The 26,230-nt window shown below is 62.5% G+C and carries 25 protein-coding genes; 13 read left to right on the forward strand and 12 right to left on the reverse strand.

The annotated features are described in order from the left end of the window. Positions 1 to 118 precede the first annotated feature (118 nt). A complete protein-coding gene (locus JQ574_RS20165) occupies positions 119 to 1,186 on the forward strand; it encodes a hypothetical protein (protein ID WP_212204861.1) in 1,068 nt (355 codons plus the stop codon). A 199-nt stretch (positions 1,187 to 1,385) separates the two neighbouring features. Here JQ574_RS20165 and JQ574_RS20170 read toward each other — a convergent pair whose 3' ends face one another. Beyond that, positions 1,386 to 2,072 carry a Crp/Fnr family transcriptional regulator gene (locus tag JQ574_RS20170; RefSeq protein WP_312018270.1) on the reverse strand — a complete coding sequence of 229 codons (687 nt, stop codon included), beginning with the start codon at positions 2,070 to 2,072 and terminating at the stop codon, positions 1,386 to 1,388. A 666-nt stretch (positions 2,073 to 2,738) separates the two neighbouring features. On the opposite strand from JQ574_RS20170, the gene JQ574_RS20175 reads away from it, so the two are divergent. Together JQ574_RS20175 and JQ574_RS20180 are read left to right on the forward strand one after the other, a co-directional pair. Next, positions 2,739 to 2,930 carry a hypothetical protein gene (locus JQ574_RS20175; RefSeq protein WP_212204863.1) on the forward strand — a complete coding sequence of 64 codons (192 nt, stop codon included), beginning with the start codon at positions 2,739 to 2,741 and terminating at the stop codon, positions 2,928 to 2,930. A gap of 80 nt (positions 2,931 to 3,010) precedes the next feature. Then, on the forward strand, positions 3,011 to 4,456 hold the full coding sequence (locus tag JQ574_RS20180; RefSeq protein ID WP_212204866.1) for a sensor histidine kinase: 1,446 nt from the start codon (positions 3,011 to 3,013) through the stop codon (positions 4,454 to 4,456). 55 nt (positions 4,457 to 4,511) lie between these two features. Here the strand turns inward: JQ574_RS20180 and JQ574_RS20185 are convergent, their stop codons facing one another. Next, positions 4,512 to 5,510 (reverse strand): alpha/beta fold hydrolase, encoded by a 999-nt coding sequence (locus tag JQ574_RS20185; RefSeq protein WP_212205023.1) that lies wholly within the window; start codon positions 5,508 to 5,510, stop codon positions 4,512 to 4,514. A gap of 1,428 nt (positions 5,511 to 6,938) precedes the next feature. Between JQ574_RS20185 and JQ574_RS20190 the strand changes: the two genes are divergently transcribed. Further along, positions 6,939 to 9,425 (forward strand): bifunctional diguanylate cyclase/phosphodiesterase, encoded by a 2,487-nt coding sequence (locus tag JQ574_RS20190; RefSeq protein ID WP_212204868.1) that lies wholly within the window; start codon positions 6,939 to 6,941, stop codon positions 9,423 to 9,425. A gap of 4 nt (positions 9,426 to 9,429) precedes the next feature. Here the strand turns inward: JQ574_RS20190 and JQ574_RS20195 are convergent, their stop codons facing one another. After that, entirely contained in the window at positions 9,430 to 9,993 is a 564-nt protein-coding gene (locus JQ574_RS20195) for a nitroreductase (RefSeq protein WP_212204870.1), read from the reverse strand. Positions 9,994 to 10,165: 172 nt separating this feature from the next. Here JQ574_RS20195 and JQ574_RS20200 point away from each other — a divergent pair, with 172 nt between their 5' ends. Together JQ574_RS20200 and JQ574_RS20205 are read left to right on the forward strand one after the other, a co-directional pair. Continuing rightward, on the forward strand, positions 10,166 to 10,468 hold the full coding sequence (locus JQ574_RS20200; protein ID WP_409363364.1) for a type II toxin-antitoxin system HigB family toxin: 303 nt from the start codon (positions 10,166 to 10,168) through the stop codon (positions 10,466 to 10,468). Between the two features lie 11 nt (positions 10,469 to 10,479). Further along, positions 10,480 to 10,851 carry a type II toxin-antitoxin system HigA family antitoxin gene (locus tag JQ574_RS20205; protein WP_212204872.1) on the forward strand — a complete coding sequence of 124 codons (372 nt, stop codon included), beginning with the start codon at positions 10,480 to 10,482 and terminating at the stop codon, positions 10,849 to 10,851. Here JQ574_RS20205 and JQ574_RS20210 read toward each other — a convergent pair. Beyond that, positions 10,848 to 11,057: a hypothetical protein gene (locus JQ574_RS20210; protein ID WP_212204874.1), complete on the reverse strand. Its 210-nt coding sequence runs from the start codon at positions 11,055 to 11,057 to the stop codon at positions 10,848 to 10,850. The genes JQ574_RS20205 and JQ574_RS20210 overlap by 4 nt on opposite strands. Beyond that, positions 11,057 to 13,102 carry a threonine--tRNA ligase gene (gene thrS, locus JQ574_RS20215; RefSeq protein ID WP_212204876.1) on the reverse strand — a complete coding sequence of 682 codons (2,046 nt, stop codon included), beginning with the start codon at positions 13,100 to 13,102 and terminating at the stop codon, positions 11,057 to 11,059. The genes JQ574_RS20210 and thrS overlap by 1 nt, the downstream gene beginning before the upstream one ends. 324 nt (positions 13,103 to 13,426) lie before the next feature. Between thrS and JQ574_RS35725 the strand changes: the two genes are divergently transcribed. After that, positions 13,427 to 14,068 (forward strand): hypothetical protein, encoded by a 642-nt coding sequence (locus JQ574_RS35725; protein WP_212204878.1) that lies wholly within the window; start codon positions 13,427 to 13,429, stop codon positions 14,066 to 14,068. Positions 14,069 to 14,118: 50 nt separating this feature from the next. Continuing rightward, entirely contained in the window at positions 14,119 to 16,026 is a 1,908-nt protein-coding gene (locus JQ574_RS20225) for a caspase family protein (protein ID WP_212204880.1), read from the forward strand. Positions 16,027 to 16,030: 4 nt separating this feature from the next. Here JQ574_RS20225 and JQ574_RS20230 read toward each other — a convergent pair whose 3' ends face one another. Together JQ574_RS20230 and JQ574_RS20235 are read right to left on the reverse strand one after the other, a co-directional pair. After that, positions 16,031 to 16,363: a GrlR family regulatory protein gene (locus tag JQ574_RS20230; RefSeq protein WP_249119484.1), complete on the reverse strand. Its 333-nt coding sequence runs from the start codon at positions 16,361 to 16,363 to the stop codon at positions 16,031 to 16,033. A 163-nt stretch (positions 16,364 to 16,526) separates the two neighbouring features. Next, positions 16,527 to 17,828 carry an alpha/beta hydrolase gene (locus JQ574_RS20235; protein WP_212204882.1) on the reverse strand — a complete coding sequence of 434 codons (1,302 nt, stop codon included), beginning with the start codon at positions 17,826 to 17,828 and terminating at the stop codon, positions 16,527 to 16,529. 331 nt (positions 17,829 to 18,159) lie between these two features. Here JQ574_RS20235 and JQ574_RS20240 point away from each other — a divergent pair, with 331 nt between their 5' ends. Both JQ574_RS20240 and JQ574_RS20245 read left to right on the forward strand, forming a co-directional pair. After that, a complete protein-coding gene (locus tag JQ574_RS20240) occupies positions 18,160 to 19,533 on the forward strand; it encodes an APC family permease (protein ID WP_212204889.1) in 1,374 nt (457 codons plus the stop codon). Positions 19,534 to 19,619: 86 nt separating this feature from the next. Further along, the gene (locus JQ574_RS20245; protein WP_212205029.1) at positions 19,620 to 20,801 is read left to right on the forward strand and encodes a hypothetical protein; all 1,182 of its coding nucleotides are present in this window, start codon (positions 19,620 to 19,622) and stop codon (positions 20,799 to 20,801) included. A gap of 15 nt (positions 20,802 to 20,816) precedes the next feature. On the opposite strand, the gene yidD is transcribed toward JQ574_RS20245, so the two are convergent. Continuing rightward, positions 20,817 to 21,206: a membrane protein insertion efficiency factor YidD gene (gene yidD, locus JQ574_RS20250; protein WP_249119471.1), complete on the reverse strand. Its 390-nt coding sequence runs from the start codon at positions 21,204 to 21,206 to the stop codon at positions 20,817 to 20,819. A 296-nt stretch (positions 21,207 to 21,502) separates the two neighbouring features. Between yidD and JQ574_RS20255 the strand changes: the two genes are divergently transcribed. Next, the gene (locus JQ574_RS20255) at positions 21,503 to 22,417 is read left to right on the forward strand and encodes a hypothetical protein (RefSeq protein WP_212204891.1); all 915 of its coding nucleotides are present in this window, start codon (positions 21,503 to 21,505) and stop codon (positions 22,415 to 22,417) included. Between the two features lie 2 nt (positions 22,418 to 22,419). Here JQ574_RS20255 and JQ574_RS20260 read toward each other — a convergent pair whose 3' ends face one another. From JQ574_RS20260 to JQ574_RS20270, 3 genes are all read right to left on the reverse strand, one after another. Continuing rightward, positions 22,420 to 22,836, reverse strand: coding sequence for a type II toxin-antitoxin system VapC family toxin (locus JQ574_RS20260; RefSeq protein WP_312014685.1), 417 nt, complete (start codon positions 22,834 to 22,836; stop codon positions 22,420 to 22,422). Positions 22,837 to 22,848: 12 nt separating this feature from the next. After that, complete coding sequence (locus tag JQ574_RS20265; protein WP_212204893.1) at positions 22,849 to 23,106, reverse strand: type II toxin-antitoxin system prevent-host-death family antitoxin; 258 nt, start codon at positions 23,104 to 23,106, stop codon at positions 22,849 to 22,851. Between the two features lie 230 nt (positions 23,107 to 23,336). After that, positions 23,337 to 23,780, reverse strand: a complete 444-nt coding sequence (locus JQ574_RS20270; protein WP_212204895.1) for an iron-sulfur cluster assembly scaffold protein — start codon at positions 23,778 to 23,780, stop codon at positions 23,337 to 23,339. A gap of 238 nt (positions 23,781 to 24,018) precedes the next feature. On the opposite strand from JQ574_RS20270, the gene folE reads away from it, so the two are divergent. Beyond that, positions 24,019 to 24,723, forward strand: coding sequence for a GTP cyclohydrolase I FolE (gene folE, locus JQ574_RS20275; protein WP_212204897.1), 705 nt, complete (start codon positions 24,019 to 24,021; stop codon positions 24,721 to 24,723). A 28-nt stretch (positions 24,724 to 24,751) separates the two neighbouring features. Beyond that, entirely contained in the window at positions 24,752 to 25,180 is a 429-nt protein-coding gene (gene hisI, locus JQ574_RS20280) for a phosphoribosyl-AMP cyclohydrolase (RefSeq protein WP_312014684.1), read from the forward strand. Positions 25,181 to 25,219: 39 nt separating this feature from the next. On the opposite strand, the gene JQ574_RS20285 is transcribed toward hisI, so the two are convergent. After that, a complete protein-coding gene (locus JQ574_RS20285) occupies positions 25,220 to 26,203 on the reverse strand; it encodes a tripartite tricarboxylate transporter substrate binding protein (protein ID WP_212383799.1) in 984 nt (327 codons plus the stop codon). Positions 26,204 to 26,230: the final 27 nt, after the last annotated feature.

Raw genomic sequence — 26,230 nt, forward strand, 5'->3', positions numbered from 1 at the left:
GGCGGGGATTATGACTGGACCACGACCGCGGGATCAACTGCCCGTTCCTCGCCCAAAGGGGGTAGTCGGTCTGTTCTGCAGGCTTGAATTTGCCGCGTTTTCAGTGAAAAGCATGGCCATGACTTGGCGAGGCAATGGCATCGGCGGGGACGGGGGCGCGTGGCGGCTTTTCCCGCGGCTTCTGCTTGCCCCAATGCTTGCCTTGGTGTTGCTGGCACCTGGCCCGGTTTCAGCCCAGATGTTCTCCGATCGCCCACCGCCGGTGCCGCCGGGTTCGATTCCAGATGCGCCGTCCGGCCCCGCGATGAACCTGGCGCCGCCCGGCTCGATTCCCACCCTGCCGCCAACGTTGACGCAGCCGACCCTAGTGCCGCCGTCGATCGCCACCGTCCCGCCGCCGGCGCCACCGTCGGGCGCCTCGCCGCCCGGCCAGGCCGTGCTGTCCTTGACGGCGCGCTACGGCAAGGATTTGCCGGTCATCAACAGCGGACTGGTGTGGCGGGTGTTCGCCGACAAGCCCGACGATAACGGCACGTTCCGCCTGATCCGCGAGGACCGCGGTGCGACCCCGAACATCGTGCTGCCGCCGGGCAATTATGTCGTGCACGTCGCGCTCGGCCTCGTCAGCGCGGTGCGGGCGGTGAGCCTGAAGTCGGAGACCGATCGCGAATCCTTCGTGCTTCCGGCCGGCGGCCTGCGCATCGAAGGCCGCGTCGGCACCTCCAAGATTCCGCCGAACCAGATTTCGTTCGCGATTTATAAAGGCAGCCAGTTCGACGGCGCCGAGCGGACCTCGCTGTTGCCCAACGTCGCCGGCGGCGACGTCGCGCTGTTGCCGGAGGGGACCTACTACATCATCTCCAACTACGGCGACGCCAATTCGGTGGTCCGCTCCGACATCCGCGTGCAGGCCGGCAAGCTGACCGACGTGATCGTCACCCACCGCGCCGCCGTCATCACGCTGAAGCTGGTCAGCGACAGGGGCGGCGAGGCGCTCGCCAACACCGCCTGGTCGGTCATCACGCCGGGCGGCGACGTCATCAAGGAATCGATCGGCGCGTTCCCCCGCGTCGTGCTGTCCGAAGGTGAATACCGCGCCATCGCCAAGAACGAAGGCAAGGTGTTCGAGCGCCCGTTCAACGTTGTCAACGGTGTTGACGGCGAGGTCGAGGTCGTGGCGCGCTGATCGATCCGGCCAGTTCCCATCAAGGAAACGAAAAGCCCCACCTGTGAGGGCGGGGCCAAGTGGGGTTGGTTAGATTGGATTATCGCAGCATCGAGCCGCCGTCACCTCACTCGGAAGGGTTACCTCGAAGGGGTACGTGCATCGCTCAGAGCGCAGCGTGTAGGGCGGATTGAGCCGAAGGCGTAATCCGCCTTGCGGGCTATTGGTTTGGCTCGTCAGCTCTTTCCAGGTGAGGTTTTTCATACAAGACTGGGTTCAGCAAGGAACGATGCACCTCGATCTTTCCGTTGTAGCTGATAAATCCCAGCTTGCGAAATTTGTTCAGGAAAAAGCTCGTCCGGGATCGGGTCGTGCCGATCATCTCCGCCAAGGTTGCTTGATTGATCGAAGCATCGATTGGCGTTGGCTTTCCAGTTTTCCCGAAATTGGCCAGCAGCAGCAGAAGGCGCGCGAGCCGTTTCTCGCTCGAATTGAATAGCTGGTCGATCAAATCTTCTTCAATGCGATTGCTCCGGGTCACCAGATAAGTCACGAATAGTTCTGAAAACTTTGGCTCCTTGCGGAGTGCCGCCAGCATCGCCTTCCGCGTTATCGAGGTGATAACGCACTCCTCCATTGACCTCGCGGTTCCAACGCGGACTGCCTGGCCATTCAAACACCCCTCGCCGAAAAACTGCGCAGTCTCCAATATGCCGACGACGGCTTCTTTGCCCTGCTCGGAAACAACGGTGACCTTGACCTTGCCCGATTGGACGTAAAAAATCCTATCAGCCTCTTCGCCCTGGGCGAAGATGATCCGGCCTTTACGGTACTTCAGTATCGTTTTGCCGGTCCCGACTTTGGCTAGAAAAGCCTGAGGATCGAACGGTCGCTTTGCTGACTTCACAAGCCCCTCCTTTGGACCAGCGATGCCTAAATATTAAAAATGGGGTGTTGTGGTCAATATTGACCAGCGGACCCGTTTTCCAGGTGAGAAAATCTCCCGGTCAGTAGCCGGTGTCCGGCAGCGTGTTGTGCACCCGCCTGATCCGAAAGGGCTGCCCGCATGCCCGGCTTTCATGCGTTACCAACCGGCCCGCCGCTTAGCGTTTTAGAGCGCCCGCGCTGTCAGCACTGCCAGACCCGCACGATCCTGGCTGGCATTGCGCCCGGCCCAGCGGGATACGAACTCCGCACATTCGAGTGCCCTAAATGTGATCGCGCCCAACGAACCCTCGTGGTGAGCGATCCCATGAGCGGCGACGCGACAGGGTGGCTTAGCGGCGAGCTTAAATCCCCGGACTAGATTTTGGCAATCGCCTGGGAGATTAAATATGAACGCTCAAATCGCCCCCTCACCACCCCGGGTCCGGTCGCGTTCACGATGCGACCGTTGCCAGGGCGCACCCACGGTGCAGCGGATCACGCCTTCGCAACCGGGGTACGAGCAATGGACGCTGCGCTGCACAAGCTGCGGCCATGTCCACCAAAGGCAAGTTATCTCCAGCCCCTCGCAATCCGACCCTCTCGCTTGGTTTGAGAGCAATTTGTACTCCCCGAAATGAGGACCGGCATGCGTAACAGGACCAAGGTTACATTCTTGACGGCCGACCATCTGGATGAGCAGGCAGACGCGCGCGTCAGTGAGGCGACGCAATTGCCCGAAGGAGAAGCGAGACAGAATGCGCTTCGTAACGCCGCACAGTTGAGGATGTACGCCACCATGAAGCGCGCACTCACACCACAAACCGCCAAGTCGAAATAACGCGGATCAGGAGAGTCGCAGAATGTCGGATTTTGACCCGAGATGATCCAGATCCTGAATTCGGAGCGAGTCATAGCACAATGAGCGATGCACCTTCCGATGCGCTACGTTTCTTCCGGCGCAAGCCCGCGAGAACCTCCGTCGAGGTGGATGCGGTTGCGAACGCAGCCGGCGTCGTCCTTGATATGCGCGATGCGGAACAAGCCTTCGAATTGCCCGGGCGACTGTTCGAACAATTGCCGTTTGCCGTTTATGTTTGTGACCGGGACGGTCTGGTTCTGCGGTACAATCGCCGCGCTGCCGAACTGTGGGGCCGGTCGCCCAAACTCAGCGATCCCAATGAAAGGTTTTGCGGATCCTATCGAATGTTCCGCCCCGACGGCAGTCTGCTCCCGCACCACGAATGTCCCATGGCTGATGTGCTGCGCACCGGCATTTCCGTGCGCGAACAGGAAGTCCACATCGAGCGACCGGACGGCTCGCGCGGCATCGCGCTCGTCGACATCGAGGCAATCAAGGATAGCGGTGGAAACGTTGTCGGCGCCGTCAACTGCTTTCAGGATGTAACGGAGCGCAAACGTAGTGAGGAGACCGCGCTACGGCTCGCCGCCATCATCGAATCCAGCGACGATGCAATCGTCAGCAAGGACCTCGATGGCATCATCACGAGTTGGAACGGCGGGGCGGAGCGAATTTTCGGCTACCTCGCCGAGGAAATAATAGGCAAGCCGATTACGCTTCTGATTCCGCCCGATCATCAAAAAGAGGAAGAAACGATCATGGGACGAATTCGGCGCGGCCAGCGCGTCGAACACTACCAAACCGTTCGGCAGCGCAAGCATGGGAGTTTGATTGACGTTTCGCTGACCATCTCACCGGTCAGAAACACCCAAGGCAAGGTCATCGGCGCATCGAAAATCGCTCGCGACATAACCGAGCACAAGCGCAGCGAAGCTCAGATGGTCAATCTCGCGCGTGAGGCCGAGCATCGAACAAAGAACATCCTGGCCACTGTGCTGGCGACGGTGCGTCTTTCCAATTCCGATACGTCTGATGATCTGAAGCATCTGATCGAAGGGCGTATCGACGCCCTCGCAAAGGTCCATACGCTGTTCGTGGAATCCCGCTGGGCGGGAGCCGAGCTTCACCGTCTGGCCACGCAGGAACTCATGGCTTACAGCGGGGGACAAAAGGCGCGCGTGCGAATTGAGGGACCAACCGTTATGCTGGAGCCGAGTACGGCTCAAACGGCTGCAATTTCCTTGCACGAGTTGGCGACCAACGCGGCAAAATACGGATCGCTGTCAGCAGCGGGGGGGCACGTTGAAATCTCATGGTCCGTTTCAGCAGGCGGAAGGCTCAGCTTGCGCTGGATCGAGTCGGGTGGGCCGACCGCCACGCCGCCCACGCACCGCGGGTTCGGCACACGCATTATGGAAAACATGATTGGCCAACTCAGGGGTGAAGTACGTTTTGATTGGCGCGACCAAGGGCTTACGTGCGAAATCGTCTTGCTGCTTGCATAGCGCGTAAGGCGGATTGAGCCGAAGGCGTAATCCGCCATCTTGGGTTGATTGTGGCCTAGGGGCCGTTGCCGGCAACTTCGTTTATCGCCGCCATCACCTCGCCCGTCGCTGTCTGGTGAATCATGTGGCCGGTTCGAGGAACGCGGTGAAACGCGCTCTGCGAAACGTCGGAATGCAACCGGGCCGATTGCTTGTCGATGTCGATCAGCCGGTCGTTTTCGCCGGCGATGATGACGACAGGCATTTTGAGCTCGGCATACTTGTCCTCGAAATGGAAGGCATCGGGAATCATGAGCGCCGACTCGGCGGCCGAAGCGCGGATCTGCGAAGGACGAAGCGCCATCTCCTTCGGGAACCGCCGGAACTTGGCAGGCGCCGACTTGGGTCCGAAGATCTTCGCCATCATGAGCGGCCACATCAACCTGCTGATCATGGGCGACAGCGTGTGGCCCATGATATCGCCCACAACGGGGACAGCCGGGGCGGACAGGGCCACGACGTCGGGACGCAGGGTGGGATAGTAGTAGCCCGAGGCGAGAACCAAGCCGCGCACCATGTCGGGAAACTTGAGAGCCAGGGCGACCGCCACCGATGCGCCCCAGGAGTGCCCGAGTAAGATCGCCTGTGAAACGCCGAGCCGCTTCAGCGCGCGCTCGATCAATTGAGCCTGGGCATCGGGCGTCCACACGACATTGCGCGGTCGGCTGCTATGGCCGAACCCGGGACGGTCGATGATAATGACCCTGTAGCTCTCGGCGGCTAGGTCGACTAGCCCACTGGATTCGAAATCCTGGATCATGCTGCCGTTGCCATGCAGAAGCACCAGCGGCTCACCCGAGCCTCTTTCCACGTAGTGCAGACGGACACCGTCCACATCAAGGAACCGGCCCGCTGGCGGATTGTCGTGCTCGGCCTTTTTCGCGAGATGACGGTTCAGAAGTGCCGTCGCTGCCAGCGCTCCTGCTGCGACTACTGCGGCGACCGCATAGGAATGGCCCGCTGCAACGTTCCGGTTTCGCCTGACGGAGGTCGGAAGCCGGCTTAATCGGTTCATCGGGGTCATGCTCACACCATGGGTGCCTGCACGAAACGTCGGCTACCCGACAAATGTTGCAGTGTGCGTTAAACCGCCCGCAGCACGGATCGTTCCTCAACCGCTTGAGAAGTCGCGGCTTCAGGCCCATATGCAGCCGACCGGTAAGATCAACCATGTAACCCAGTGCAATCAACCGGGAGCCATGTGCGGCGGGCATAGTCGGCGCAGAGCTACAGCCGCGTTACCGACCGTAAGCAGGAGGCAACTCTTCACGGGTGAGCGGTGTTGCTTCTAATGCCATGGTTTGAGTATGGACGGCTTCACCGATCCCGCACGATCAATTTTGCTCTGATCGCCGAACAAAGGCCGCCACAGTTGGCCCGGCGTCCTTCATCGGTAGGTTCATAAAGCGGACGTCCGCTGATTGCTCGGTTCTATGAGTTCAACCCGCATCACTGCGAGCTGCGTCGCCTTGCTTGCAAGCGCAATCTTGCGGCCGGCGTGCGACAAATCAACCCGACGGGCAAATCACTTCCGATTTACGGAAATAATGTCAAGTCTGAAATTTACGAAAATCAAAAATATTTCTCTTTCCTTCGACCCAAATCACCGGCACATTCTCACCCATCCCGTCCCACTCAGAGGGGCGTCGGCCGTCGTCACGACGAGGGGCGGGTTGCGGTGGACGTGACAGTTGCGATTGACGGTCGCGGCTGAAGCGTACGGCGAAAGCGTGTGGTCCTGGCGCCCGTAACGGCGTCAAGTCCTTTGGGAGCCAACGATTCCGAGGGGCGACGGTGGCAATAGAGGCCGTCTCACCGGGGAGAGCGCGTTATAAGCCGTAAAGCCATTGCGCAGGGAATGTCGGATGTTCTCCGCTGCCCTGTATGCTCGTGTGCAGCCTACTTAGCACAATTCGCACACGAGACCGCGGGTGCAGCGCGCATCCGGCATTCCCTGCGCCCTCTGTTTTGAGAGGGCGGGAAGTTTCTGGCAAACCTCGGGCGCAATGCGTCGCGGGAATGCAAACACACATTCAGTTGTCATCGCCCGGCTTGACCGGGCGACCCAGTATTCCAGAGGTGCCGATGATAGAACCGAAAAGCCGCGGCGTACTGGGTCCCCCGCTTTCGCGGAGGACGACAGCATTGTGTGGAGTCGCACTATCATCCCGTCATTGCGAGCGAAGCAATCCATGCCTCAGCGAGTGGATAGGTGGATTGCTTCGCTGCGCTCGCAATGACGCGGATAGGGCGCGGCGCACTTGGATGCCTGACCGCTCGGCGCGTCTCTCAACTGTCATAGTCTCTAACGCGCACTAACCATCGCACAACTTAAAACTGTCATAATCGCCGGATCGGTGCATCGCTTCCGCAATTTTTACACGGCATTAAACCCGACGGCATTGGGATGCGACGGGGTGAATTTTGGCGAGCGGGGGCGGTCATGGTTGCGACCAACAAAAAGAAGTCGGCGGGAAAGCCCGGGAAATTCAACACCGAGATGTTCGACGACGTTCCGGTGCTGCAGCGCAAATGGCAGGCCGCGTTGCGGCCGGGCGAAGCACTGCCGCGATATGAAGATGTCATGCTCGGCAGTCTCGGCCGGCTGGCAGATCACATCGTCTTGCTCAGGAAAGATGACGACGCGCTCGGTTTGTCGCGCAGCGGCCGCTACATTCAGCAATGGCTCAACGACGACCGCTGGGACATTCCGTTGAGCGACTTGCCGCCGGATTGCGCGACCGCGCTCGGCGAAGCGGCGTCGAGTGCGCTTCAAAATGGCCGTCCGTATCTCGCGTCGGCACATTGCGTGCGCGACGGGCTGGTGCGGACCTATGACGTGCTGGCGTTGCCGACCTCGTCGCGCTGGGGCGGCACGCTGGTCGGGGCCTATGTCAACGAACGTGACGCCCGGTACAATCTGCTGGATACGATCTTCTCCGCGACCGACCAGGGCGTGCTGTCGCTGGCAGCCATTCGCGATGCCGCCGGCCAGCCGGCCGACTTCCAGATCGTCCATCTCAATCAGGGCGCGGCCCGGCTGCTCGAGCAGCCGCTGGCCGCGCTGTTGTGGCATAGGCTCGGCGCCGGTGGAAACCTGTTATGCGCGCCTGACGTGATCCGCCAGTTGCGCGACATCGTCAGTCACGGCAACGGCGGCCAGATCGAGATCGACCGCGACGATCGCAGCCTGCGACTGGGCGTCACGGCGTTCGGCGACATGCTCTCGCTGACGCTCTCCGACGTGACGGCGCTCAAGCGAAGCGAGGTCTCGTTCCGTCTCTTGTTCGACAACAATCCGATGCCGATGTGGGTATTCGACGCCGAGACGACCCGGTTCATCAGCGTCAATGACGCGGCCGTGCAGCATTACGGCTATAGCCGTGAAACGTTCCTGCAAATGCAGCTGCGCCAGATCTGGCCGCAGGACGAATGGGCCACCCACAGCCAGGCGCTGCAGCAGGTCGGCGATGTCTACGATTCAGGCCGCGACTGGCGGCATCTCAAGGCCGACGGCAGCGAAATCCATGTTCTGACATTCGGACGGCGGGTCGCATTCGACGGCCGCGACGGCTATCTGGTCGCCGTGGTGGACATCACCGAGCGCCGCAAGGCGGAGGCGCGGATCGCCCACATGGCGCATCATGACGGCCTGACCAATCTGTCCAACCGGGATTTCTTCCAGGATCGCCTTCGCCTCGCACTGGAGCGGAGCCAGCCCGCGGGCAAGCGGGTGGCGGTGCTGTGCGTCGATCTCGACCTGTTCAAGAACGTCAACGACAGTTTTGGCCATCCGATCGGCGACCGCCTGCTGAAGGCGGTGGCCGAGCGGCTGCGGTCCGAGGTGCGCGGCGACAATTTCGTCGCCCGGCTTGGCGGCGACGAGTTCGTCATCGTGCTGCCTTCAGACGTCTCGCCGAACGAGGCCAGCGATTTTGCCGACCGGCTGATCGGCGTGCTGAGTGCCGGCTATGATATCGACGGGATCGAGGTCATCGTCGGCGCCAGCATCGGCATTGCGCTATCACCCGGTGATGGGGCGAGCTGCGAGGAATTGATGCGCAACGCCGACATGGCGCTGTACCGGGCCAAGTCCGACGGCGGCGGCGTTCACCGTTTCTTCGAGCGCGAGATGAACCAGCAGGCGCAGAAGCGCCGCGACATGGAGCGCGACCTGCGGCGGGCCTTTGCCCATGGCGAGTTCGAACTGAATTACCAGCCGCTGGTGGACATCGCCGCCAATCGGATCAGCGGCTTTGAATCGCTGCTGCGCTGGCGCCATCCGGACAAGGGCATGGTCTCCCCGGCCGAGTTCATTCCGGTCGCCGAGGACATCGGCTTGATCGTGGCTTTGGGCGAATGGGTGTTGCGGGAGGCGTGTTCGGAGGCGATGAACTGGCCGGCGGATATCAAGGTCGCCGTCAACCTGTCGCCGGTGCAGTTCCGCAGCCGCCATCTGGTTCAGGCGGTGATTTCGGCGCTGGCGCATTCCGGACTGTCGCCGCGGCGGCTCGAGCTCGAAATCACCGAGTCGGTGTTCCTCGCCGAGACCGAAGCCAATCTGGCGATCCTGCACCAGCTGCGCGAACTCGGCGTCAGCATCTCGATGGACGATTTCGGCACCGGCTATTCCAGCCTGAGCTATTTGCGGAGCTTTCCGTTCGACAAGATCAAGATCGACCGCTCCTTCGTGAAGGATTTGGCGCAGCGGTCCGACTGCGTCGCGATCGTGCGGGCGATCTCGGGCCTTGGCCGCAGCCTCAACATCACCACGACTGCCGAAGGCGTCGAGACCACCGACCAGCTCGACTGGCTGCGCGCCGAAGGCTGCAACGAGGTGCAGGGCTTTTTGTTCAGCGCGGCGAGACCGGCCTCCGAGGTTGCAGCGCTGTTATCCGGATTCGGTCGGCGGGCCTCGAAGGCGGCGTGAGCGATCAGAACCGCGTCACGATATCCGACAGTGCCGGGCGAGGGCGGTCCTCGGCGGGCTTTGACGGCGTACCGATATGGATGAAGCCGGCAAGCTTCTCGTCCGGCTTCACGCCGAGCCCTTCGAGCACGTCGCGGTCGAATGCGAACCAGCCGGTCAGCCAGTTGGCGCCGTAGCCGAGCGCGGTGGCCGCAGTGACGATGTTCATGGCGCTGGCGCCGGCCGACAATTCCTGCTCCCACGCCGGCACCTTGGGGTGCGGTTTGACAAAACTCACCACCGCGATGACCAGCGGCGCATCCATCAGCCGGCGCTTCTCCATTTCGACATCGGCCGCCGGTGCGCCCGGATTCTTCCGCGCGAACACGGCTGCGATGACGTCGCCGGCGCGGGCGCGGGCATCGCCTTCGAACACGATGAAGCGCCACGGCGTCAGCTTGCCGTGATCCGGCACGCGCGAACCGATAGTCAGGATGGTCTCGAGTTCGGCGGCCGAAGGGCCGGGGCCGCTCATCTCGCGCGGTTTGACGGAACGGCGGAGTTTCAGAAGTTCAAGGGCGTCGGGCACGATGAGGCTTTCGTTGCAAGAGTTGGCGACCGGATATCACGTAGATAGGAAGCCGACGAGGCTGGTGAAGGCCTTTTTAGACCGATTGTGATCAGAATGGCGAGGATGACCGGCCGGACGGCTCGCGATAAAAGTCTTGGTCCCAAGGTGGGACTATGATAAGATTCAGGCGGTGAGAGTGATAGCGCTCAGCACGATCAAGAATTTTCTCGGGCGAAGCGCGGATGTTGCCGACGCCCGCGAGCCGGTCATGGCGTGGTTTCGCCAGGTGAGGCAGGCGGATTGGGCGAAGCCGGCGGACGTCAAGCGGGACATCCGTAGCGCCAGCATTCTCAAGGATGGCCGCGCTGTCTTCAACATCGCCGGTAACAAATATCGTATCGTGGTCTGGATCAACTATCCCTATCGCGTCGTCTATATCAGGTTCATCGGCACGCATCGGCAGCACGACTCGATCGATGCGCAAAGCATTTGAGGATTCCGATTATGGATATAGCGCCCATTAAATCCCATCGTGACTATCGCCGCGTGCTCAAGGAGATCGAAGGGTTGATGAGTGCCCGGCGCAATTCACCCGAGGGTGATCGGCTAGATGTTCTGGTCACGTTGGTGGAAGCGTGGGAGCGCAAACATTACCGGCTCGATCTGCCGGATCCTGTGGAGGCGATCAGGTATCACATGGAACAAAGCGGCTTGCAGCCGCGCGATCTCATCCCTTTTATCGGCAGCCGGAATCGCGTGCACGAAGTGCTAAATCGTCGGCGCGAACTCACGCTCAACATGATTAGACGGCTGCACGAGGGACTCGGCATTCCCGCCGAATCCCTGATCAAGATCGGGCAGAACAAGGCTGCCTAAATCGGCGGCGCCCGCTTCGCCGGCATCTTCGCCGCCCGCTCCAGAAGATCCTTCCCGAGGTCTTCCAGGATCTCCCGCGTCGCCAGGAACAGGCTGTGGCCCTCTTCGGTTTCGATCGCCAGCGCCACCACCGTCGGCCGGTTGGGATCCGGGATCAACTGGTAAGCCCGGATCGGAAAGGCCGGAAGCTCCTGCTCGTCGGTCATCAGGTCTCGAGCCTGGCCCGCTTGACGTCCGGCGGGGTGGCTTCCTCGACCAGCGCCGCCAGCGCCTCGTCGGTCGGCATCACCTTCTGGCCTTCGCTGCCGAGCCGGCGGACCGAGACCGAATGGGTCTCGGCTTCCTTCTTGCCGACGACGAGAAGGGCCGGGATCTTCGCCAGCGAATGCTCGCGGACCTTGTAGTTGATCTTCTCGTTGCGCAGGTCGATTTCGACGCGCAGGCCGGCGCGCCGCGCCGCCGCAGCGACCACCTTCGCGTATTCGTCGCCTTCGGAAGTAATCGTGGTGACGACGGCCTGCACCGGCGCCAGCCAGAGCGGGAAGTTGCCGGCAAAATGCTCGATCAGGATGCCGATGAAGCGCTCCATCGAACCGCAGATCGCACGATGCACCATGACCGGCACCTTCTTGGAGCCGTCGGCGTCGATGTAGAACGCGCCGAACCGTTCCGGCAGGTTGAAGTCGACCTGCGTGGTGCCGCATTGCCAGTCGCGGCCGATGGCGTCGCGCAGCACGTATTCGAACTTCGGCCCGTAGAATGCGCCCTCGCCGGGATTGATCGCGGTCTTGATGCGGTTGCTGCCGCTGGCCTGGATTTCCGACAGCACGGTGGCCATCACGCGCTCGGCGTGGTCCCACATCTCGTCGGTGCCGACGCGCTTCTCCGGCTTGGTCGAGAGTTTGATCGTCAGCTCACCCTCGAAGCCGAAATCCGCATAGGTCGACAGGATCAGATCGTTGATCTTCAGGCACTCTTCTGCGAGCTGCGCCTCGGTGCAGAACACATGGGCGTCGTCCTGCGTGAAGCCGCGCACGCGCATCAGGCCGTGCATCGCGCCCGACGGCTCATAGCGGTGCACCACGCCGAATTCGGCGAGCCGCAGCGGCAGGTCGCGGTAGCTCTTCAAGCCGTGCTTGAAGATCTGCACATGGCCGGGGCAGTTCATCGGTTTGAGCGCAAACCAGCGCTTGTCCTCGGCTTCGTCGCCGGCCGATTGCGCCGCGAACATGTTCTCGCGGTACCAGTCCCAGTGGCCCGAGGTCTCCCACAGCACCTTGTCGAGGATCTGCGGCGCGTTGACCTCGCTGTAGTCGCCGGTCAAGCGGCGGCGCATATAGGCGATCAGCGCCTGAAACACCGTCCAGCCCTTCGGGTGCCAGAACACCACGCCGGGGCCTTCCTCCTGGAAGTGGAACAGGTCGAGCTCGCGGCCGAGCTTGCGGTGGTCGCGCTTCTCGGCCTCCTCGATCTGCTTCAGATAGAGGTCGAGGTCTTCCTGCTTCGCAAACGCCGTGCCGTAGATGCGCGTCAGCATCGGGTTGTTGCTGTCGCCGCGCCAATAGGCGCCCGCGACCTTCATCAGCTTGAACGCGTTGCCGACCTTGCCGGTCGAGGTCATGTGCGGCCCGCGGCAGAGATCGAACCAGTCGCCCTGGAAATAGATCTTGATCGGCTCGTCGCCGGGAATGGCGTCGACCAGTTCGACCTTGAAGGCTTCGCCCTTGTCGCGGAACACCTGTTTGGTCTTCTCGCGCGACCAGACTTCCTTGGTGAAGGGTTGGTCGCGGGCGACGATCTCGCGCATCTTCTTTTCGATCGCCGCGAAATCTTCCGGCGTGAACGGCTCGTTGCGGAAGAAGTCGTAATAGAAGCCGTTTTCGATCACCGGGCCGATGGTGACCTGCGTGCCCGGCCACAGCGACTGCACGGCTTCGGCGAGCACGTGGGCGGCGTCATGCCGGATCAGTTCCAGCGCGCGGGGGTCGTCGCGGTTGACGAACTCGATCCTGGCATCGCCCGAGATCGGATCGTTGAGGTCGGCGACCACGCCATCGAGCGCCATCGCGACCGTGCGCTTGGCCAGCGACGGCGAGATGCCCTTGGCGATCTCGAGCCCGGTAATACCTTGAGGAAATTCGCGCCTGGCGCCATCGGGGAAGGTGAGGGTGATTTTTTGCACGGGTTCGGCCGGTTTCAAGTTCGCAAGGCCAAATTGGAATCCCGGTGCGGGTGCATTGCTGTCAGGCATTGGCGTCTCCTAAAGCTCACTCCTGCGAACGAGCGCAGGTAAGCGGGAACAGGCGGTATAGCAGGGGATTCGGCTCCTGCAATCGGGCAATATCAAGAAAATCGGCGGCCCGATCGGACCCGCGATGAACGGTCGGGGACGCCACCAGAGGCCCGCATGACCAACGTCATATGGCGATCGGCCATTCGCGCCACGTATTTGACGTTTGGCGCCCTGATCGGACAGAATTCTGTTGCATCCACTGGTTGCCGTCGCATGAAGTTGGTAGGGATGGCTTGCGGGTTGTTTCGAAGATGTTTGCCCGTCTCCCTTGATTTGAGCCCCATGACGCTGCGCGCAATTCTGGCCGTTACCTTCATCCTGGTCGCAGGATCGGCGTTGGCGGCTCCTCCTGTCGCGCGGCCTGTGCCCGCGGTGAGGCCTGCGCCGGGCGCAGTTCCGGCGGCACAGATGGTGTTCTATGTCGTCAAGGGCGCGCCCGATCATGCGGCCCGGCTGCGACACCTGGATTGCGGCCGAGGGCAAGATCGATGTGGCCGCGGCGGCGCGCTTCCGGAAATTCCTGCGGCAGGTCAGGGATCGCAACCTGCCGATCTATTTCGCCTCGCCCGGCGGCAATCTGGACCAGGCGGTGGCGATGGGCGCGATGCTGGCGAAAAGTCCGCTATCGCCAGGGTGGCGCGGACGGTGGTCAAGGAGTGCGGCTTCGAAGCGCAGAACGGCGATGTCTGCCTCAAGCTGAAGCAATCAGGCCGCGTCCACCACGGCGATCTCTGGACCCGCGGCGCGAGCTGCAACTCGGCGTGTCCCTATCTCATCCTCGGTGCGACGACCCGCGAGATCGCTGGCGACCTGTCCGCCGCCGAAAACCACCGTGCAGGCGATCGGAGCGCGCGAGGGCGTCGCGCCGCGCTGACGCGTGTGCAAGCGGGCACAACGCCAAAGTTCCACACCGCGCCATCGTGACAAGACCGGGTTCGCGTGCTTCTCTCGTGGTGGGGAATCCGAGGGGGACGATGGTGGGGAAGGGCAAGATCGCGGCCTGCGCCGCGTTGGTGGCGCTTCAATTCGCGGCCGTGGGGCTGGCGTCGCCAGACAAGGTAATCGCGCGTGAACGCCCAAACGGTTGCAAGGTCGGTCCGCTGAAAAGCATCAGCGAACTGGACGACCGCGTCGCGGCATGCACGATCCTGATCGATACCAGCCGGTCGCCAAAGCAACTGGCGCTGGCGCTGTCGTACCGCGCGCAGAGCTTCCTCAACCAGAAGAAATGCGACGCCGCGTTTGCCGACCTGATGCGCGCCAAGGACGTCTCGCCGTCCAAGAAGAGCTCCGACTATTACGATCTGCATTTGTGGATCTCGTACTACTGGCAGCACTGCAAGGGCGATTTCGATCGCGGCCTCGAGGTGCTGAACGAAGCCGCCGCGATCCTGCCCCGTGATCCCGCGGTCTATAACCAGCGGGCCAACATGTTCAGCGACAAGGGCGATCACGCGGCGGCACTTGCCGACATCAACCGCTCGATCGCTCTGATCAACAACGATCCCTATCGCGCCTCGGCCTACAACAACCGGGCGCTGATCCTGAAGACGATGGGGGAGTATGAAAAGGCGGCAGCCGATTTTGGCGTTGCGATCAGGCTCGCGCCCAAGAACGCCAAATATTATGCCAACCGCGGCGACGCCTGGCGTCGCACCGGAAACCTCGAGCGTGCCTTGCAGGACCAGGACCGCGCCATCGAGCTTTACGCCGGCGGTCCCGGCATCGCCCTTGGCCTGACACTGCGCGGCGAGACGCTGCGTTACATGGGCGAATATGACCGGGCGCTTTCCGACTTCAACCAGGCGATCCGGATCGAACCGGACTTCGCGCCGGCACTCACCGGCCGCGGACTGACGTTCGAGCGCACCGGCGATCTCGAGCGCGCAAAATCCGAGTTCCGAACGGCGCTGTCGATCAGCGAGAATTCCGGCCGGGGTGACCTGTCGAAATCCGCGCGTGATACGGCCGAGGCGCGTCTTGCGGCGCTTTCCTCTGGTGTGCCGCAGCCGACCATCCTTCCGGTCCCGATCAGGGCGGTCTCGACGAATTCGGTGCCGACCCCGGCTGTTGCGATACCCGTCGTGGCACCCGCAGCGGCCAAGGCTACGGCTGCAAAGCAAGGCCGCCGGGCCGCACTGATCATCGGTAACTCCGCCTATAAATCGGTACGGGCGCTCGAGAACCCAGGCCGTGACGCCGAAAAAATCGCGGGCACATTGCGTGCAATCGGCTTCGACAGCGTAACGGTCGCCATCGATGTCACGCGCGAGAAAATGACCGAGGTGCTGCGCACGTTTGCAGCGGCCGCCGACAAGTCCGACTGGGCGATGGTCTATTATGCCGGCCACGGCATCGAGGTAAATGGCGTCAATTACCTGATACCGGTCGATGCCAAACTGGCATCCAGCCGCGACGCCCTGTTCGAGGCCATGCCGCTGGATCAGGTGATGGCGGCCATCGACGGCGCAAAGAAACTCAGGCTCGTGATGCTCGATGCCTGCCGGGACAACCCGTTTGCGAATTCGGCAACATCGAGCCCGACGCCGGTTACCGCAGCGCCGGCGCCGGCTTCGAACGAAGGCGACACGCGCGGCGCCAAGACGCGTTCGGTCGGCCGCGGGCTTGGCGAGGTCAAGGTGCAGGGCGCATCGCTGGTGGTTTACGCGGCCAAGCATGGCGAGACCGCGCTGGACGGCGAGGGGGACTATTCGCCGTTCGCGGTCGCGGTCGTGCAGCGGATCGCGACGCCAGGCGTCGAGATCAACAAGCTGTTCCGCCTCGTCCGCGATGACGTGATGGAAGCGACCGCCGGACGCCAGGAGCCTTACACGTATGGCTCGCTGCCCGGACGCGAAGACTTTTTCTTCGTGGCCCGATGAGTCCCTAATCCGCCATCCGCGTCAGCACGGCCTTGAAGGTGACGCCGGGCAATTGCAGCGCGGTGCCTTCGAAGTCGACCATGGCGCCGTTGTCGGTCCCCTTCAGCGTCAGCGTGATCATGTCGGTGCCGAACAGCGGCTTGAAAGCCGGATCGGGGTTGTGACGCTCTGTGGTGACCTTGGCCAGAATGCCGTCGCCCTTGTCGGTGTAATTGCCGATGAACGCGAAAGCCGAATTGCCGCCCCGAAGCTTGCCGCCGATGGCGTAAATCACGCCGGTGCCGGTTCCGTGAACCGTATGAAATTCAACCTTGTATAAGCCGTCCTGCAAAACCATCCCCAAAAGTTGTATCCCCTAATGGCTGCACCCTACGGTGCGGGCCTGCGTCGAACAATGCTGCGCGCCCTAAATCGTCGGGCCATCAACATCACAATTCGATCAGTGGAATTCAGCGGTATGATATGAAGGAGCTGCGAAGAAGCCTCGCTGAAGCGACCGATTACCGGTTCGCGGGCGACGGCGCGCTGGCGATCCGGGTCAGCTGCGGCGAAGCCGCCATCTTGACCAGCACATCCTTGACCGGATGCTCGGTCCAGGCCTGCGTAACGTAGTTGCGATGGGTAATGCCATCGCGCGTCTGCACGAACACGACGCTGCCGGGACGCAGCGGCCCGTCCATGTTCTCGGTGACGGTGATGCCCTTGTCGCGCAGCATCCCGATCAGTTCCTGGTCACGTCGCTTGGTGTAGCGGGTGTAGGAGCTGACGAAGAAACCGGTGCGGTTCTTCTCGATCCAGCTGGCGAACTTGTCGAGTTCACCATAGACGGCGTCGAGCAGGAACACGCCGCGGACGCGGTTGGTTGCGCCGCCGACGTCGAGGCTCCAGGCGGTCGGCAGGAAGCCGCCGCTATAGCCGACGATGACGATCGGCATGTTGGCGAACGCCTGTGCCGATTTCGGGTCGCCGGTGAGGCGGGCGAGGTGGGTCGCCGATTCATCCATGAAGCGCTTGAAGCCGCCGGGCTGCCAGAACTTGCCGGCGCTGGAATCGGCGGCGTTCACGGCCAGCTGCGGCGCCAGCAGCACCGCGTTCACGCCTGAATCCGAAATCTGCTGCGGCACCAATTGGCGGTCGCGGACATCGCGTTCCAGCGTCGCGCCGTTGCCGTGGAAGAACACCACGATCACGCCGGGCTTGCGGACGTCGAAGGTCTCGGGGACATGCACCAGCACGCGGCTGTCATTGTAGGTCTCATCCTGCCAATAGACCCGGCCGCCATAGCTGCGATGGCCCTTGCGATCGCCCTTGGTGATGTTGAGGAACGGCGCCTCGGAGCGCGGATTGGTGCCGAAATAGGGGAAGGCGGAGGATTTCATGCTGACCAGCGTGGTCAGTTCTTCGCGCTCGCTCTGGCGCGGAAGCGTCAGCGTGGAGTTGAGCGAGGCGACCCTGACCGGCTCGGTCCGCACCTTGCGTTGAGACGGGGCTGGGGCCAGCGCAACCTGCTGCACCAGGCTCTCGCTTGGCGTCGGGAAACGGTCGGCGAATTGCGGCTGCGGGAAGCGGTCTTCAAAACTGTCGCCGGTGGCGGCGTGGGCGTTCGCGGCCAGCATGTCCGCGCTGGGCGCCTTGCCGCATTGAACCAGCACGAACGACAGGGGTACAAAAAGCGAAGCGGCCGCGATCCAGTGCCAACGACGAGGATGGGCATGCCGGGGCTGGGCATCGCGCTGCGTCGCCGGGGAAATCACCCGGTTTGCGCGATGATGTATCTGGAATTTCGGATCCGCTCCGACCATCCACCCCGTGCCCCAAGGACCACCTGAGAACCACCCAAGATCCACCGTTAACCGGCGTACCTCGATCGTGTTTAGGCGACGTTAAGCTTCCGGAGAAAACTCCCCACATCCGGAAGTCCGCAAGGAGACCATCCAATCGTGTCCTGATTGTGAGCCCCGCCATCTTGTCTTCGCAATGTCAGGGTGCACTGGGAAAGTCAAAACAGCGCCCTTTGGTAATTAGATACCTAAATCGTTACCCGGTTTAAATCATTGTTAACGCTGCTTGAATTGGGCAGCTCCAGCCTGCACCATGAGGGTTCAGGCGCGCGGCGCTGAAGGTACGGTCGAAATGGCGGCATCAGAAACGGGCAGCGCGGCATGGTCCGGCCCGCGTCCCGGCGGCGGCTCGACCATTTCGGTCGTGGTAGCGATCTCCATCGTCGTTGCCGACATGGTCGGCGTTGGCGTCTTCACCAGCCTGGGCTTTCAGGTCAAGGACATCCCTTCCGGCTTCTCGATCCTGTTGCTGTGGACTGTCGGCGGTATCGTCGCGCTGTGCGGGGTGTTTGCCTATAGCGAGCTCGGGGCGATGTTTCCGCGCTCGAGCGGCGAGTACAACTTTCTCGGCCGCGCCTTTCACCCGGCCTTCGGTTTTGTGGCGGGCTGGGTGTCGGCCACCGTTGGTTTTGCGGCACCCGTCGCACTCGCCGCGATGGCGTTCGGCGAATACGGCAAATCGGTCTTTCCGGACGCGCCGCCGCTGGCGCTCGCCGTCGGCGTTGTCTGGCTGGTGTCGCTGGTGCAGCTCACCGGCGTCAGGCACTCCAGCACCTTCCAGTTGATCGCGACCATCCTCAAGGTGCTGCTGATCGTGGCCTTCCTGGTCGCTGGGTTTCTGATGGCGACGCCGCAGCCGTTGTCGTTCGCGCCGTCGGCGTCCGACTTCTCCCACATCGTCAGCGCGCCGTTCGCGATCAGCCTCGTATTCGTGATGTATTCGTTCTCGGGCTGGAATGCGGCGACCTACATCATTGGCGAGGTGCACGATCCGGAGCGCAACGTGCCGCGCGCGATGCTGGCGGGGACGCTGATCGTGCTGGTGCTGTATGTGGCGCTTAACGCGGTGTTCCTGCACTCGGCGCCGATCGACAAGCTGGCGGGCCAGCTCGACGTTGCCCGCGTCTCCGGCAGTTACATCTTCGGCGAGTTCGGCGGCCGCATCGTCGGCGCCATGATCTGCTTCGGTCTGATCTCCTCGATCAGCGCGATGATGTGGATCGGACCGCGCGTGATGATGACCATGGGCGAGGACATCCCGGTGCTGCGCGCGTTCGCGCGCCGGTCGACCGGCGGCGCGCCGGCCTGGGCTATTCTGTTTCAGCTGACGGTGGCGAACCTGATGCTGTTCACGCGCAGTTTTGAAGCCGTGCTCGAATTCATCCAGTTCGCATTGTTGTTCTGTTCGTTCTTCACCGTGCTCGGCGTCATCAAGCTGCGTATCACGCACCCCGACCTGCCGCGGCCCTATCGCGCCTGGGGATACCCGGTCACCCCGCTGGTATTCCTGCTCGTGACCGGCTTCATGATGTACTATCTCTTGACGGAACAACCGCTGCGCGTGTTCCTTGGTGTTTTGATCATGCTGTCAGGACTTCTGATTTACGCCGTTTTCCGCAAGCGGGCCGATCAAGGCCCGGTGGCCGCGTCTGCGGGCAGCGAATGAAGATGCGTGCTTCGTTGAAAATTGCCTCGTTGAAAATTGCTTCGGTGAGAATTGCCCCGTTGAGAATCGCGGCGCTGGTGGCCGCGATGTTGTTCGTGGTGGTGCTGCCCGCGCGCGCCGCCGATCCGGCAACCGCCGACGATACCGCCAGGTTTCTCGCCGGCATGATGCCCTCGGCCGACTCGCCGCTGATGCCGCTGACCAGGGAGCCGGCCTGGCAGCGCCACGCCAAATTCTTCGACAATGCGTTCGCGCAGCTCGAGCAACGGCAATTGTCGAAGATCCGCGCCTGGGCGGATAGCAACCTGGCGGCGCCGCGGCCGACCATGTTCTACATGTTCTCGGGGCCGGACTTCCTCTACGCCGACGCGTTCTATTCGAAGGCGACGACCTACGTGCTGAGCGCGCTCGAGCCGACGGGCTCGGTGCCGGATCTGACGAGACTGCCGCGCGGCGGTGTTGGCGCCGCGCTCTACAGCGTGGAGCGTTCGCTGAGTTCGATCCTGAGCTTCAGCTTCTTCATCACCAAGCAGATGAAGACCGATCTGAGTGCCGGCCAGATCAACGGCACCTTGCCGGTCCTCTATGTGTTTCTTGCGCGCTCGGGCAAGACCATCCGCAGCGTCACGCCGGTGGCGCTGGACGACAAGGGCGCGGCGTATTTCGGCAACGAGAACCCCGGGCCGAACGCGGTGCGCGGCACGCGCATCGTCTTCGCCGGCAGCGACGGCGCGGAAAAGACGCTGTATTATTTCTCGACCGATCTTTCCAATTCCGGCGTCAAGGTCACGGGCTTCCTGAAATTCTGTTCGACGCTGGCGCCCGGCAACAGCCTGATCAAGAGCGCGTCCTATCTGCTGCACTCCGGCAATTTCACCACGGTGCGCGATTACATCCTCGCCAACAGCGCCACCATCATCCAGGACGATTCCGGCGTTCCGCTTCACTACTACAGCCCGAAGAAATGGCGCTTCTTTCCGTTCGGCCGTTATGCCGGCCCGATCGACGAGTTCCCGGGGCGATATCAGCCATCCTATGCCGAACTGTTCAGGCGCGCGCAGCCGATGGATTTCGGTATCGGCTATCGCTGGCGCACGCATGAATCGAACTTGCTGCTGTCGGTCAGGTTGCCCGACGACGGCACTGGCAGCCAGGAGACGACGTCATCGGCCGAGCCGCCACCGCCGCCGCCACCGCGTCCCAGAAAGCCGCGTCCGCCGGCGCCGATCGAACCGCAGCCGAGAGGCGGCTTCTTCTTCTGGCGCTAGCTCGTCCGGGTTGATTCACAAGGTGTCGTGTTCGCCGGCGCGCAACGACGGCGCGTTGACGCCGCGCCATCGGCCGTAGCGCCACGGCAGATACCATCGCGCGCCCGGCGGTTTTGCGATCGGGACGTTGTCGATCCCGGACGTGCCCCAGGGCTGACAGCGTAAGATCCGCGCCAGCGTCATCCATCCGCCGCCCCAAAGACCGAAGCGTTCGATGGCCTCGTCGCCATAGACCGAGCAGGTCGGCAGGTGGCGGCAGTTGTAGCCGACCAGCGGCGACAGCGTGCGCCGGTAAATCCAGATCAGCCCGCGCCCCGCGTTGCGGGGCAAGCGCCGGACCGTCGTGGCACAATCTATGCATTGTGATTTTGTGCAATGTGATCTTGTGCACTGTGATGACGGCATGAATGACTGTTCCATATGGCTTGCCGAACGATCTCCGTACTCTTGCGGGGTTCCACGGTAAGGAACTGAACATACGCAGATATTTACGCCACAGTTGGAAACTATCCGATGGTTTATTGGCGATGCAGCAAAGGTACTATGGACGCTCGCAGGGCGCACGGTTACCTTTTTGATAACGCCGGTATGACAGAATCATGTGGCGTTGAAGTGGGGCCATTGCCGTTGCTCGCCGATAGGGCTTGGGGGAAGGAACCAAATTGAGGTTTGTTACGTCGGCTAAAATTCGCGGCTTGGCCATGCTCGGTGCCACCGCCCTCTGTATCGCATTGCCTGGCGCGATCACCACGCCGGTCAACTCGGCGCACGCCGGCGTGACCCTCGAAGAACGCAAACTGCCGATGCACTTCAAGTGGGTCGCATGCCAGCCGGACTGCAAGGGCTGGGTCTCCGCCGTCGGCATCGTCACCGCGGACAGTCCCAAGGCATTCGAAGAGTTCGCGCGCGATCGCCAGCTTGGCGGCGCCACCATCGTGCTCGATTCCAGCGGCGGGTCGGTCAATGATTCCATTGCGCTCGGCCGCAGGTTCCGTGCCCTCGGCGCGCTGACGACGGTCGGCACCACCGTGCGCACGCAGACGGCGCAGGGCGAACGCGCCCATGTCGTTCCGGAAGCCTATTGCGAGTCGATGTGCGTGTTCCTGCTGCTGTCCGGCAAGACGCGTTATGTGTCGCCGGCCTCGCATGTCCGCGTGCATCAGATCTGGATGGGCGATCGCGCCGATGACGCCAAGGCGGCGAGCTACACCGCGCAGGATCTGATGATCGTTGAGCGCGACATCGGCCGGCTCGCCAAGTTCACCTTCGACATGGGCGGAACCGGCGATCTGTTGTCGCTCGCGCTGAGCGTGCCGCCGTGGGAAGATCTGCACAAATTGTCGGCGGCCGAATTGCGCCTGACCAATCTCATCACGACCGACGCCGTGGCCGACGTGCTGCCGCGTGACTCATCGACGCCGGTTGCCGAACTGAAGTCCAAGCCGACGCAGGATCGGTTTGTCAGCTCCTCGGTTGAGGAGCGGGCGACGGTACAGCCGGCGAAGTCGACCAAGACCGCCGAAGCTTCGGTTCCCACCGGTGGCGTCGCGGCGACAGAAGCCGCGGTTCCGACCGGCGGCGCCGCCGCGCCGGCGCCGGCTCAGCCGCAGAAGTAAATCTATCCCGTCATGGTCAGGATCGCGCACCTTGCGCGCGCTTGAACGGCGACGCCGGAAGGCTCGAAATCCGATACATTGCGCGTTACGACGGTGAGCCCGTGTTCGAGTGCCGTCGCCGCGATCATGAGATCGGCGCTGTCATTGCCGAGAGCGGCGCTCAGGGCGCCCCAGCGCCGCGCCGTTCGCAGGTCGAATGGCACGACCCGCTCGCCGTAGAGGGTTAGGATTCGGTCCAGCCATTCTGCAAGAGCGCCCGCAAAGCGTGGGTCGGTCGTGCGCTGTCGCGTAATTCCGCGCTCAATTGCGCCAATGCTAATGACGCTGAGGAAGAGATCGGTTGTCCGCTGTCGTTCAAACCATTTGACAACCCATCGGATCGCGCTTGCGCTTGCGCAGCTCGGATAGCGTAACGGTATCGATCAGGAACATCAGAGATCGAGGTCGCGCAAGCGCACGTTGCGGCGCGGAAAGTCGCCATCGTCCTGTGGCATGGCAAGCAGCGCATCGGCAAAGGACGGTGCCTGGGCACGTTCGAGGTGCCGCAAGCGCTCGTACTCCACGACGTCCACCACGACTACGGCGGGCTTGCCGTGCTTGGTCACCGTCTGCGGCACGCACCGCGCGGCCTCGACGACCTCGCTGAAGCGGTTCTTCGCATCCTGTACCGACCAACTGCGCTGGGCCATGCCTCAGTCTCACTAGCTAGAATTTCTAGCCAGAATACGATTGGAGCCGTCCACGGGCACCGCCGCGCCGGCGCCAGCCCGCGAAGTAAACCACGCCAAATGGTGTCATCGCGAAAGCGGATGATCCAGTAGGCCGCGGCGTCTGTAGTTGATCGAGAATTCCCGGCGTACTGGATGCCCCGCTTTCGCGGAGCATGACAGTGGTGTTTTGGGACGGCGTACCGCTGCGCCTACGCCGGCTGCTTCGCCTTGGCCTCGATCTGGCCGACCGCATCGACCACCGCATCGAAGGTCAGCATGGTCGAGGCATGCCGCGCCTTGTAGTCGCGCACCGGTTCGAGCAGCGCGATGTCGGCCCATTTGCCCTGCGGCGGCTGGCCGTTTTCCTTCAGCATCTTGCGCACGGTCTCGCGCAACTCGCGCAGCTCGCTCGCGGTCGAGCCGATGACATGGCTCGCCATGATTGAGGAGGAGGCCTGTCCGAGCGCGCAGGCCTTCACGTCATGGGCGAAGTCGGAAACGACCGGCCCGTCCATCTTGAGGTCGATCTTGACGGTGGAACCGCACAGTTTGGAATGGGCGGTGGCGCTGGCGTCGGGGTCGGGGAGGCGGCCCAGACGGGGGATATTGCCGGCCAACTCGATGATGCGCTTGTTGTAAATGTCGTTCAGCATGGAGCAAGGTCTCGGGCCCGCGGGCGGGAGTGCCCTTGGCGGCAGGGTTTCACCGTCCTATATATGGACGGTCATGGCGGAAATACAGTCCGTCCATGTCGCCACGGCGGCCTGATTGGAAGCCAATTCTACCCCGGTGGTGTTAGGAACAAGGGGACTCAGGCGCCCGGCGGCAAACAAACCCGCCCCGTCTGCCCGGTGACACTCCGGTCTGAAGGACCGGTCGAACGGAGAAGACATGGACGCATTGATCAAATCCCTTCGCCCCAGCAAGACTGAGGTCAAATCGCCTGAGGTGGCGCCGGACACCCGCCCCGCCGAACTCGATCCCGCCGAATTCCTGGCCGCTGCCGTCCGTGCCGATCAGCCGCGCCCGTCGCGCGCCGAGGCCGAAGCGGCCGTCCATACGCTGCTCAGCTATATCGGCGAGAACCCCGGCCGTGAGGGCTTGCTCGACACCCCGCGCCGGGTCGTCGAGGCCTTCGACGAGCTCTACCAGGGCTATCACCAGTGCCCGGCCGAAGTGCTCGACCGCACGTTTGGTGAAACCGCGGGCTATGACGATTTCGTCCTGATCCGCGACATCGAATTCACCTCGCAATGCGAGCATCACATGATGCCGTTCTACGGCAAGGCGCATATCGCCTATACGCCGGTCGAACGGGTCGTCGGGTTGTCGAAGCTCGCACGCCTGACCGACATCTTCGCACGCCGCCTGCAGACGCAGGAGCATCTCACCGCGCAGATCGCAGCCGCGATCGACGAGGTGCTCAAGCCCCGCGGAGTTGCCGTCGTGATCGAGGCGGAGCATACCTGCATGTCGGTGCGCGGCGTCGCCAAGCACGGTGCGATGACCTTCACCAGCCGCTATACCGGCATGTTCCGCGACAATCCGGCGGAGCAGGCGCGTTTCCTGTCCATGGTGCGAGGTCCGGCCCGGTAACCTCGCTTGAATCTTCGCGAGGCCCGCCGTGTCCACATCCGCAGATATCAACGACCGCGAGGAAGGGCTGGCGTTCCAGCCCAAATTCGACGCGTCGGGTCTTTTGACCTGCGTGGCGACCGATGCTGCTACCGGCGACGTGCTGATGGTCGCGCACATGAACGACGAGGCGCTGCGCAAGACCATCGCCAGCGGCGAGGCCTGGTACTTCAGCCGCTCGCGCAAGGCGCTGTGGCGCAAGGGAGAGAGCTCCGGACACACCCAGCGCGTGGTCGAGATGCGGATGGATTGCGATCAGGACGCGATCTGGATTCGCGTCGAGCAGCACGGCGCGGCGTGCCACACCGGCCGGCAGTCGTGCTTCTATCGCGCGGTCACGGCGAGCGACGGCGGCGCGCAGCTGTCGTTTGTCGATGCGGACCGGCTGTTTGATCCGAACGCGGTGTATCGAAAATGATCCGTTGTTGCGCTGGCGGCCTCGCCGGACGCTCGGTTTTTACTCCGATGGCTTGACGCCAAGGTCGCGCAGGATACCGAGCATCACATCACTGTCGCGCTTGAAAATGCGAGCCGTCGTTTCGAGATTGGCTGGGGAACTCAGCAGAAAGTTGTTCAGCATCTGCTGGACCTTGGAGTCGGATCCGGCCTGGATCAATAGCTCCGAGATCCGCTGGACGATATCCTGCGGTGTGCCGGTTGGTACGGCAAAAGTGGTGAATGCGCGAAGGTCGTAGAAGTCGCCGACGGCGCCCTGTTCAGTCATTGTAGGCGTGTCCGGATAGGGTGGCAGGCGGCTGCCTACCACGCCGATCAGGTTTCCGGTTCCCGCCTGTATGACGGGGGCTGCCGCGGCATAGCTTCCTGCGGCGCCATCCAGCGTCTGTCCCGCGATGTCATTCCACATCGGCGCCTCGCCGCGGTATTGGACGACCTGAAATTGAATGCCGTATTGCTTCGCCATTGTCGCTATGAGGACGTGCGGCGTCGAACCCACGCCGTACGATCCCCAGTTCAGGCTGCCGACTTTTTTTCCATATTCAATGAACTCTCGAAGATTTTTTGCTCCCGTCTTCTTCGCCGCCACCACCGGACCCCCGGCGCCGCTGACCATCGTCAGATAAATGAAGTCTCTCTCGGGATCGTAGGGAAGGTCCTTCACCGTAAGCCGGTTCTGGATGAGTGACGAGGAGATCGTGCACAGGATGGTGGTGCCGTCCGGTTCTGCGCGTTTCGCTTCCGACACGCCAATGACGCCGCCTGCGCCGGCCTTGTTTTCGATGATGACCGTCTTTCCCACCTGCCGCGCCAGATAGTCACCGAAGGCCCGCGCGATGCCATCCGTCTGGCCGCCCGCCGGATACGGCACGAGAATACGAATCTGGCGTGCGGGCCACGCGGTTTGCGCCTCGGTCTTTACGGACGGGGCGCACAACATCGCCGCCGAACCTGTCACCAACGTTCGCCGCGTCAGCTTTTTCATTTTCCTGCCCTGTTGTTTTCTTTTCTA

The sequence above is a fragment of the Bradyrhizobium sp. AUGA SZCCT0158 genome (assembly GCF_018130065.1).
Lineage (GTDB): Bacteria > Pseudomonadota > Alphaproteobacteria > Rhizobiales > Xanthobacteraceae > Bradyrhizobium.

Coding starts and splice junctions, on each gene's coding strand:
- JQ574_RS20165 (WP_212204861.1), top strand. CDS start 119: ATGACTTGGCGAGGCAATGGCATCGGCGGGGACGGGGGCGCGTGGCGG.
- JQ574_RS20175 (WP_212204863.1), top strand. CDS start 2,739: ATGCGTAACAGGACCAAGGTTACATTCTTGACGGCCGACCATCTGGAT.
- JQ574_RS20180 (WP_212204866.1), top strand. CDS start 3,011: ATGAGCGATGCACCTTCCGATGCGCTACGTTTCTTCCGGCGCAAGCCC.
- JQ574_RS20185 (WP_212205023.1), bottom strand. CDS start 5,510: ATGAACCGATTAAGCCGGCTTCCGACCTCCGTCAGGCGAAACCGGAAC.
- JQ574_RS20190 (WP_212204868.1), top strand. CDS start 6,939: ATGGTTGCGACCAACAAAAAGAAGTCGGCGGGAAAGCCCGGGAAATTC.
- JQ574_RS20205 (WP_212204872.1), top strand. CDS start 10,480: ATGGATATAGCGCCCATTAAATCCCATCGTGACTATCGCCGCGTGCTC.
- JQ574_RS20210 (WP_212204874.1), bottom strand. CDS start 11,057: ATGACCGACGAGCAGGAGCTTCCGGCCTTTCCGATCCGGGCTTACCAG.
- thrS (WP_212204876.1), bottom strand. CDS start 13,102: ATGCCTGACAGCAATGCACCCGCACCGGGATTCCAATTTGGCCTTGCG.
- JQ574_RS35725 (WP_212204878.1), top strand. CDS start 13,427: ATGACGCTGCGCGCAATTCTGGCCGTTACCTTCATCCTGGTCGCAGGA.
- JQ574_RS20225 (WP_212204880.1), top strand. CDS start 14,119: ATGGTGGGGAAGGGCAAGATCGCGGCCTGCGCCGCGTTGGTGGCGCTT.
- JQ574_RS20230 (WP_249119484.1), bottom strand. CDS start 16,363: ATGGTTTTGCAGGACGGCTTATACAAGGTTGAATTTCATACGGTTCAC.
- JQ574_RS20235 (WP_212204882.1), bottom strand. CDS start 17,828: ATGGTCGGAGCGGATCCGAAATTCCAGATACATCATCGCGCAAACCGG.
- JQ574_RS20240 (WP_212204889.1), top strand. CDS start 18,160: ATGGCGGCATCAGAAACGGGCAGCGCGGCATGGTCCGGCCCGCGTCCC.
- JQ574_RS20245 (WP_212205029.1), top strand. CDS start 19,620: ATGTTGTTCGTGGTGGTGCTGCCCGCGCGCGCCGCCGATCCGGCAACC.
- yidD (WP_249119471.1), bottom strand. CDS start 21,206: ATGCCGTCATCACAGTGCACAAGATCACATTGCACAAAATCACAATGC.
- JQ574_RS20255 (WP_212204891.1), top strand. CDS start 21,503: ATGCTCGGTGCCACCGCCCTCTGTATCGCATTGCCTGGCGCGATCACC.
- JQ574_RS20265 (WP_212204893.1), bottom strand. CDS start 23,106: ATGGCCCAGCGCAGTTGGTCGGTACAGGATGCGAAGAACCGCTTCAGC.
- JQ574_RS20270 (WP_212204895.1), bottom strand. CDS start 23,780: ATGCTGAACGACATTTACAACAAGCGCATCATCGAGTTGGCCGGCAAT.
- folE (WP_212204897.1), top strand. CDS start 24,019: ATGGACGCATTGATCAAATCCCTTCGCCCCAGCAAGACTGAGGTCAAA.
- JQ574_RS20285 (WP_212383799.1), bottom strand. CDS start 26,203: ATGAAAAAGCTGACGCGGCGAACGTTGGTGACAGGTTCGGCGGCGATG.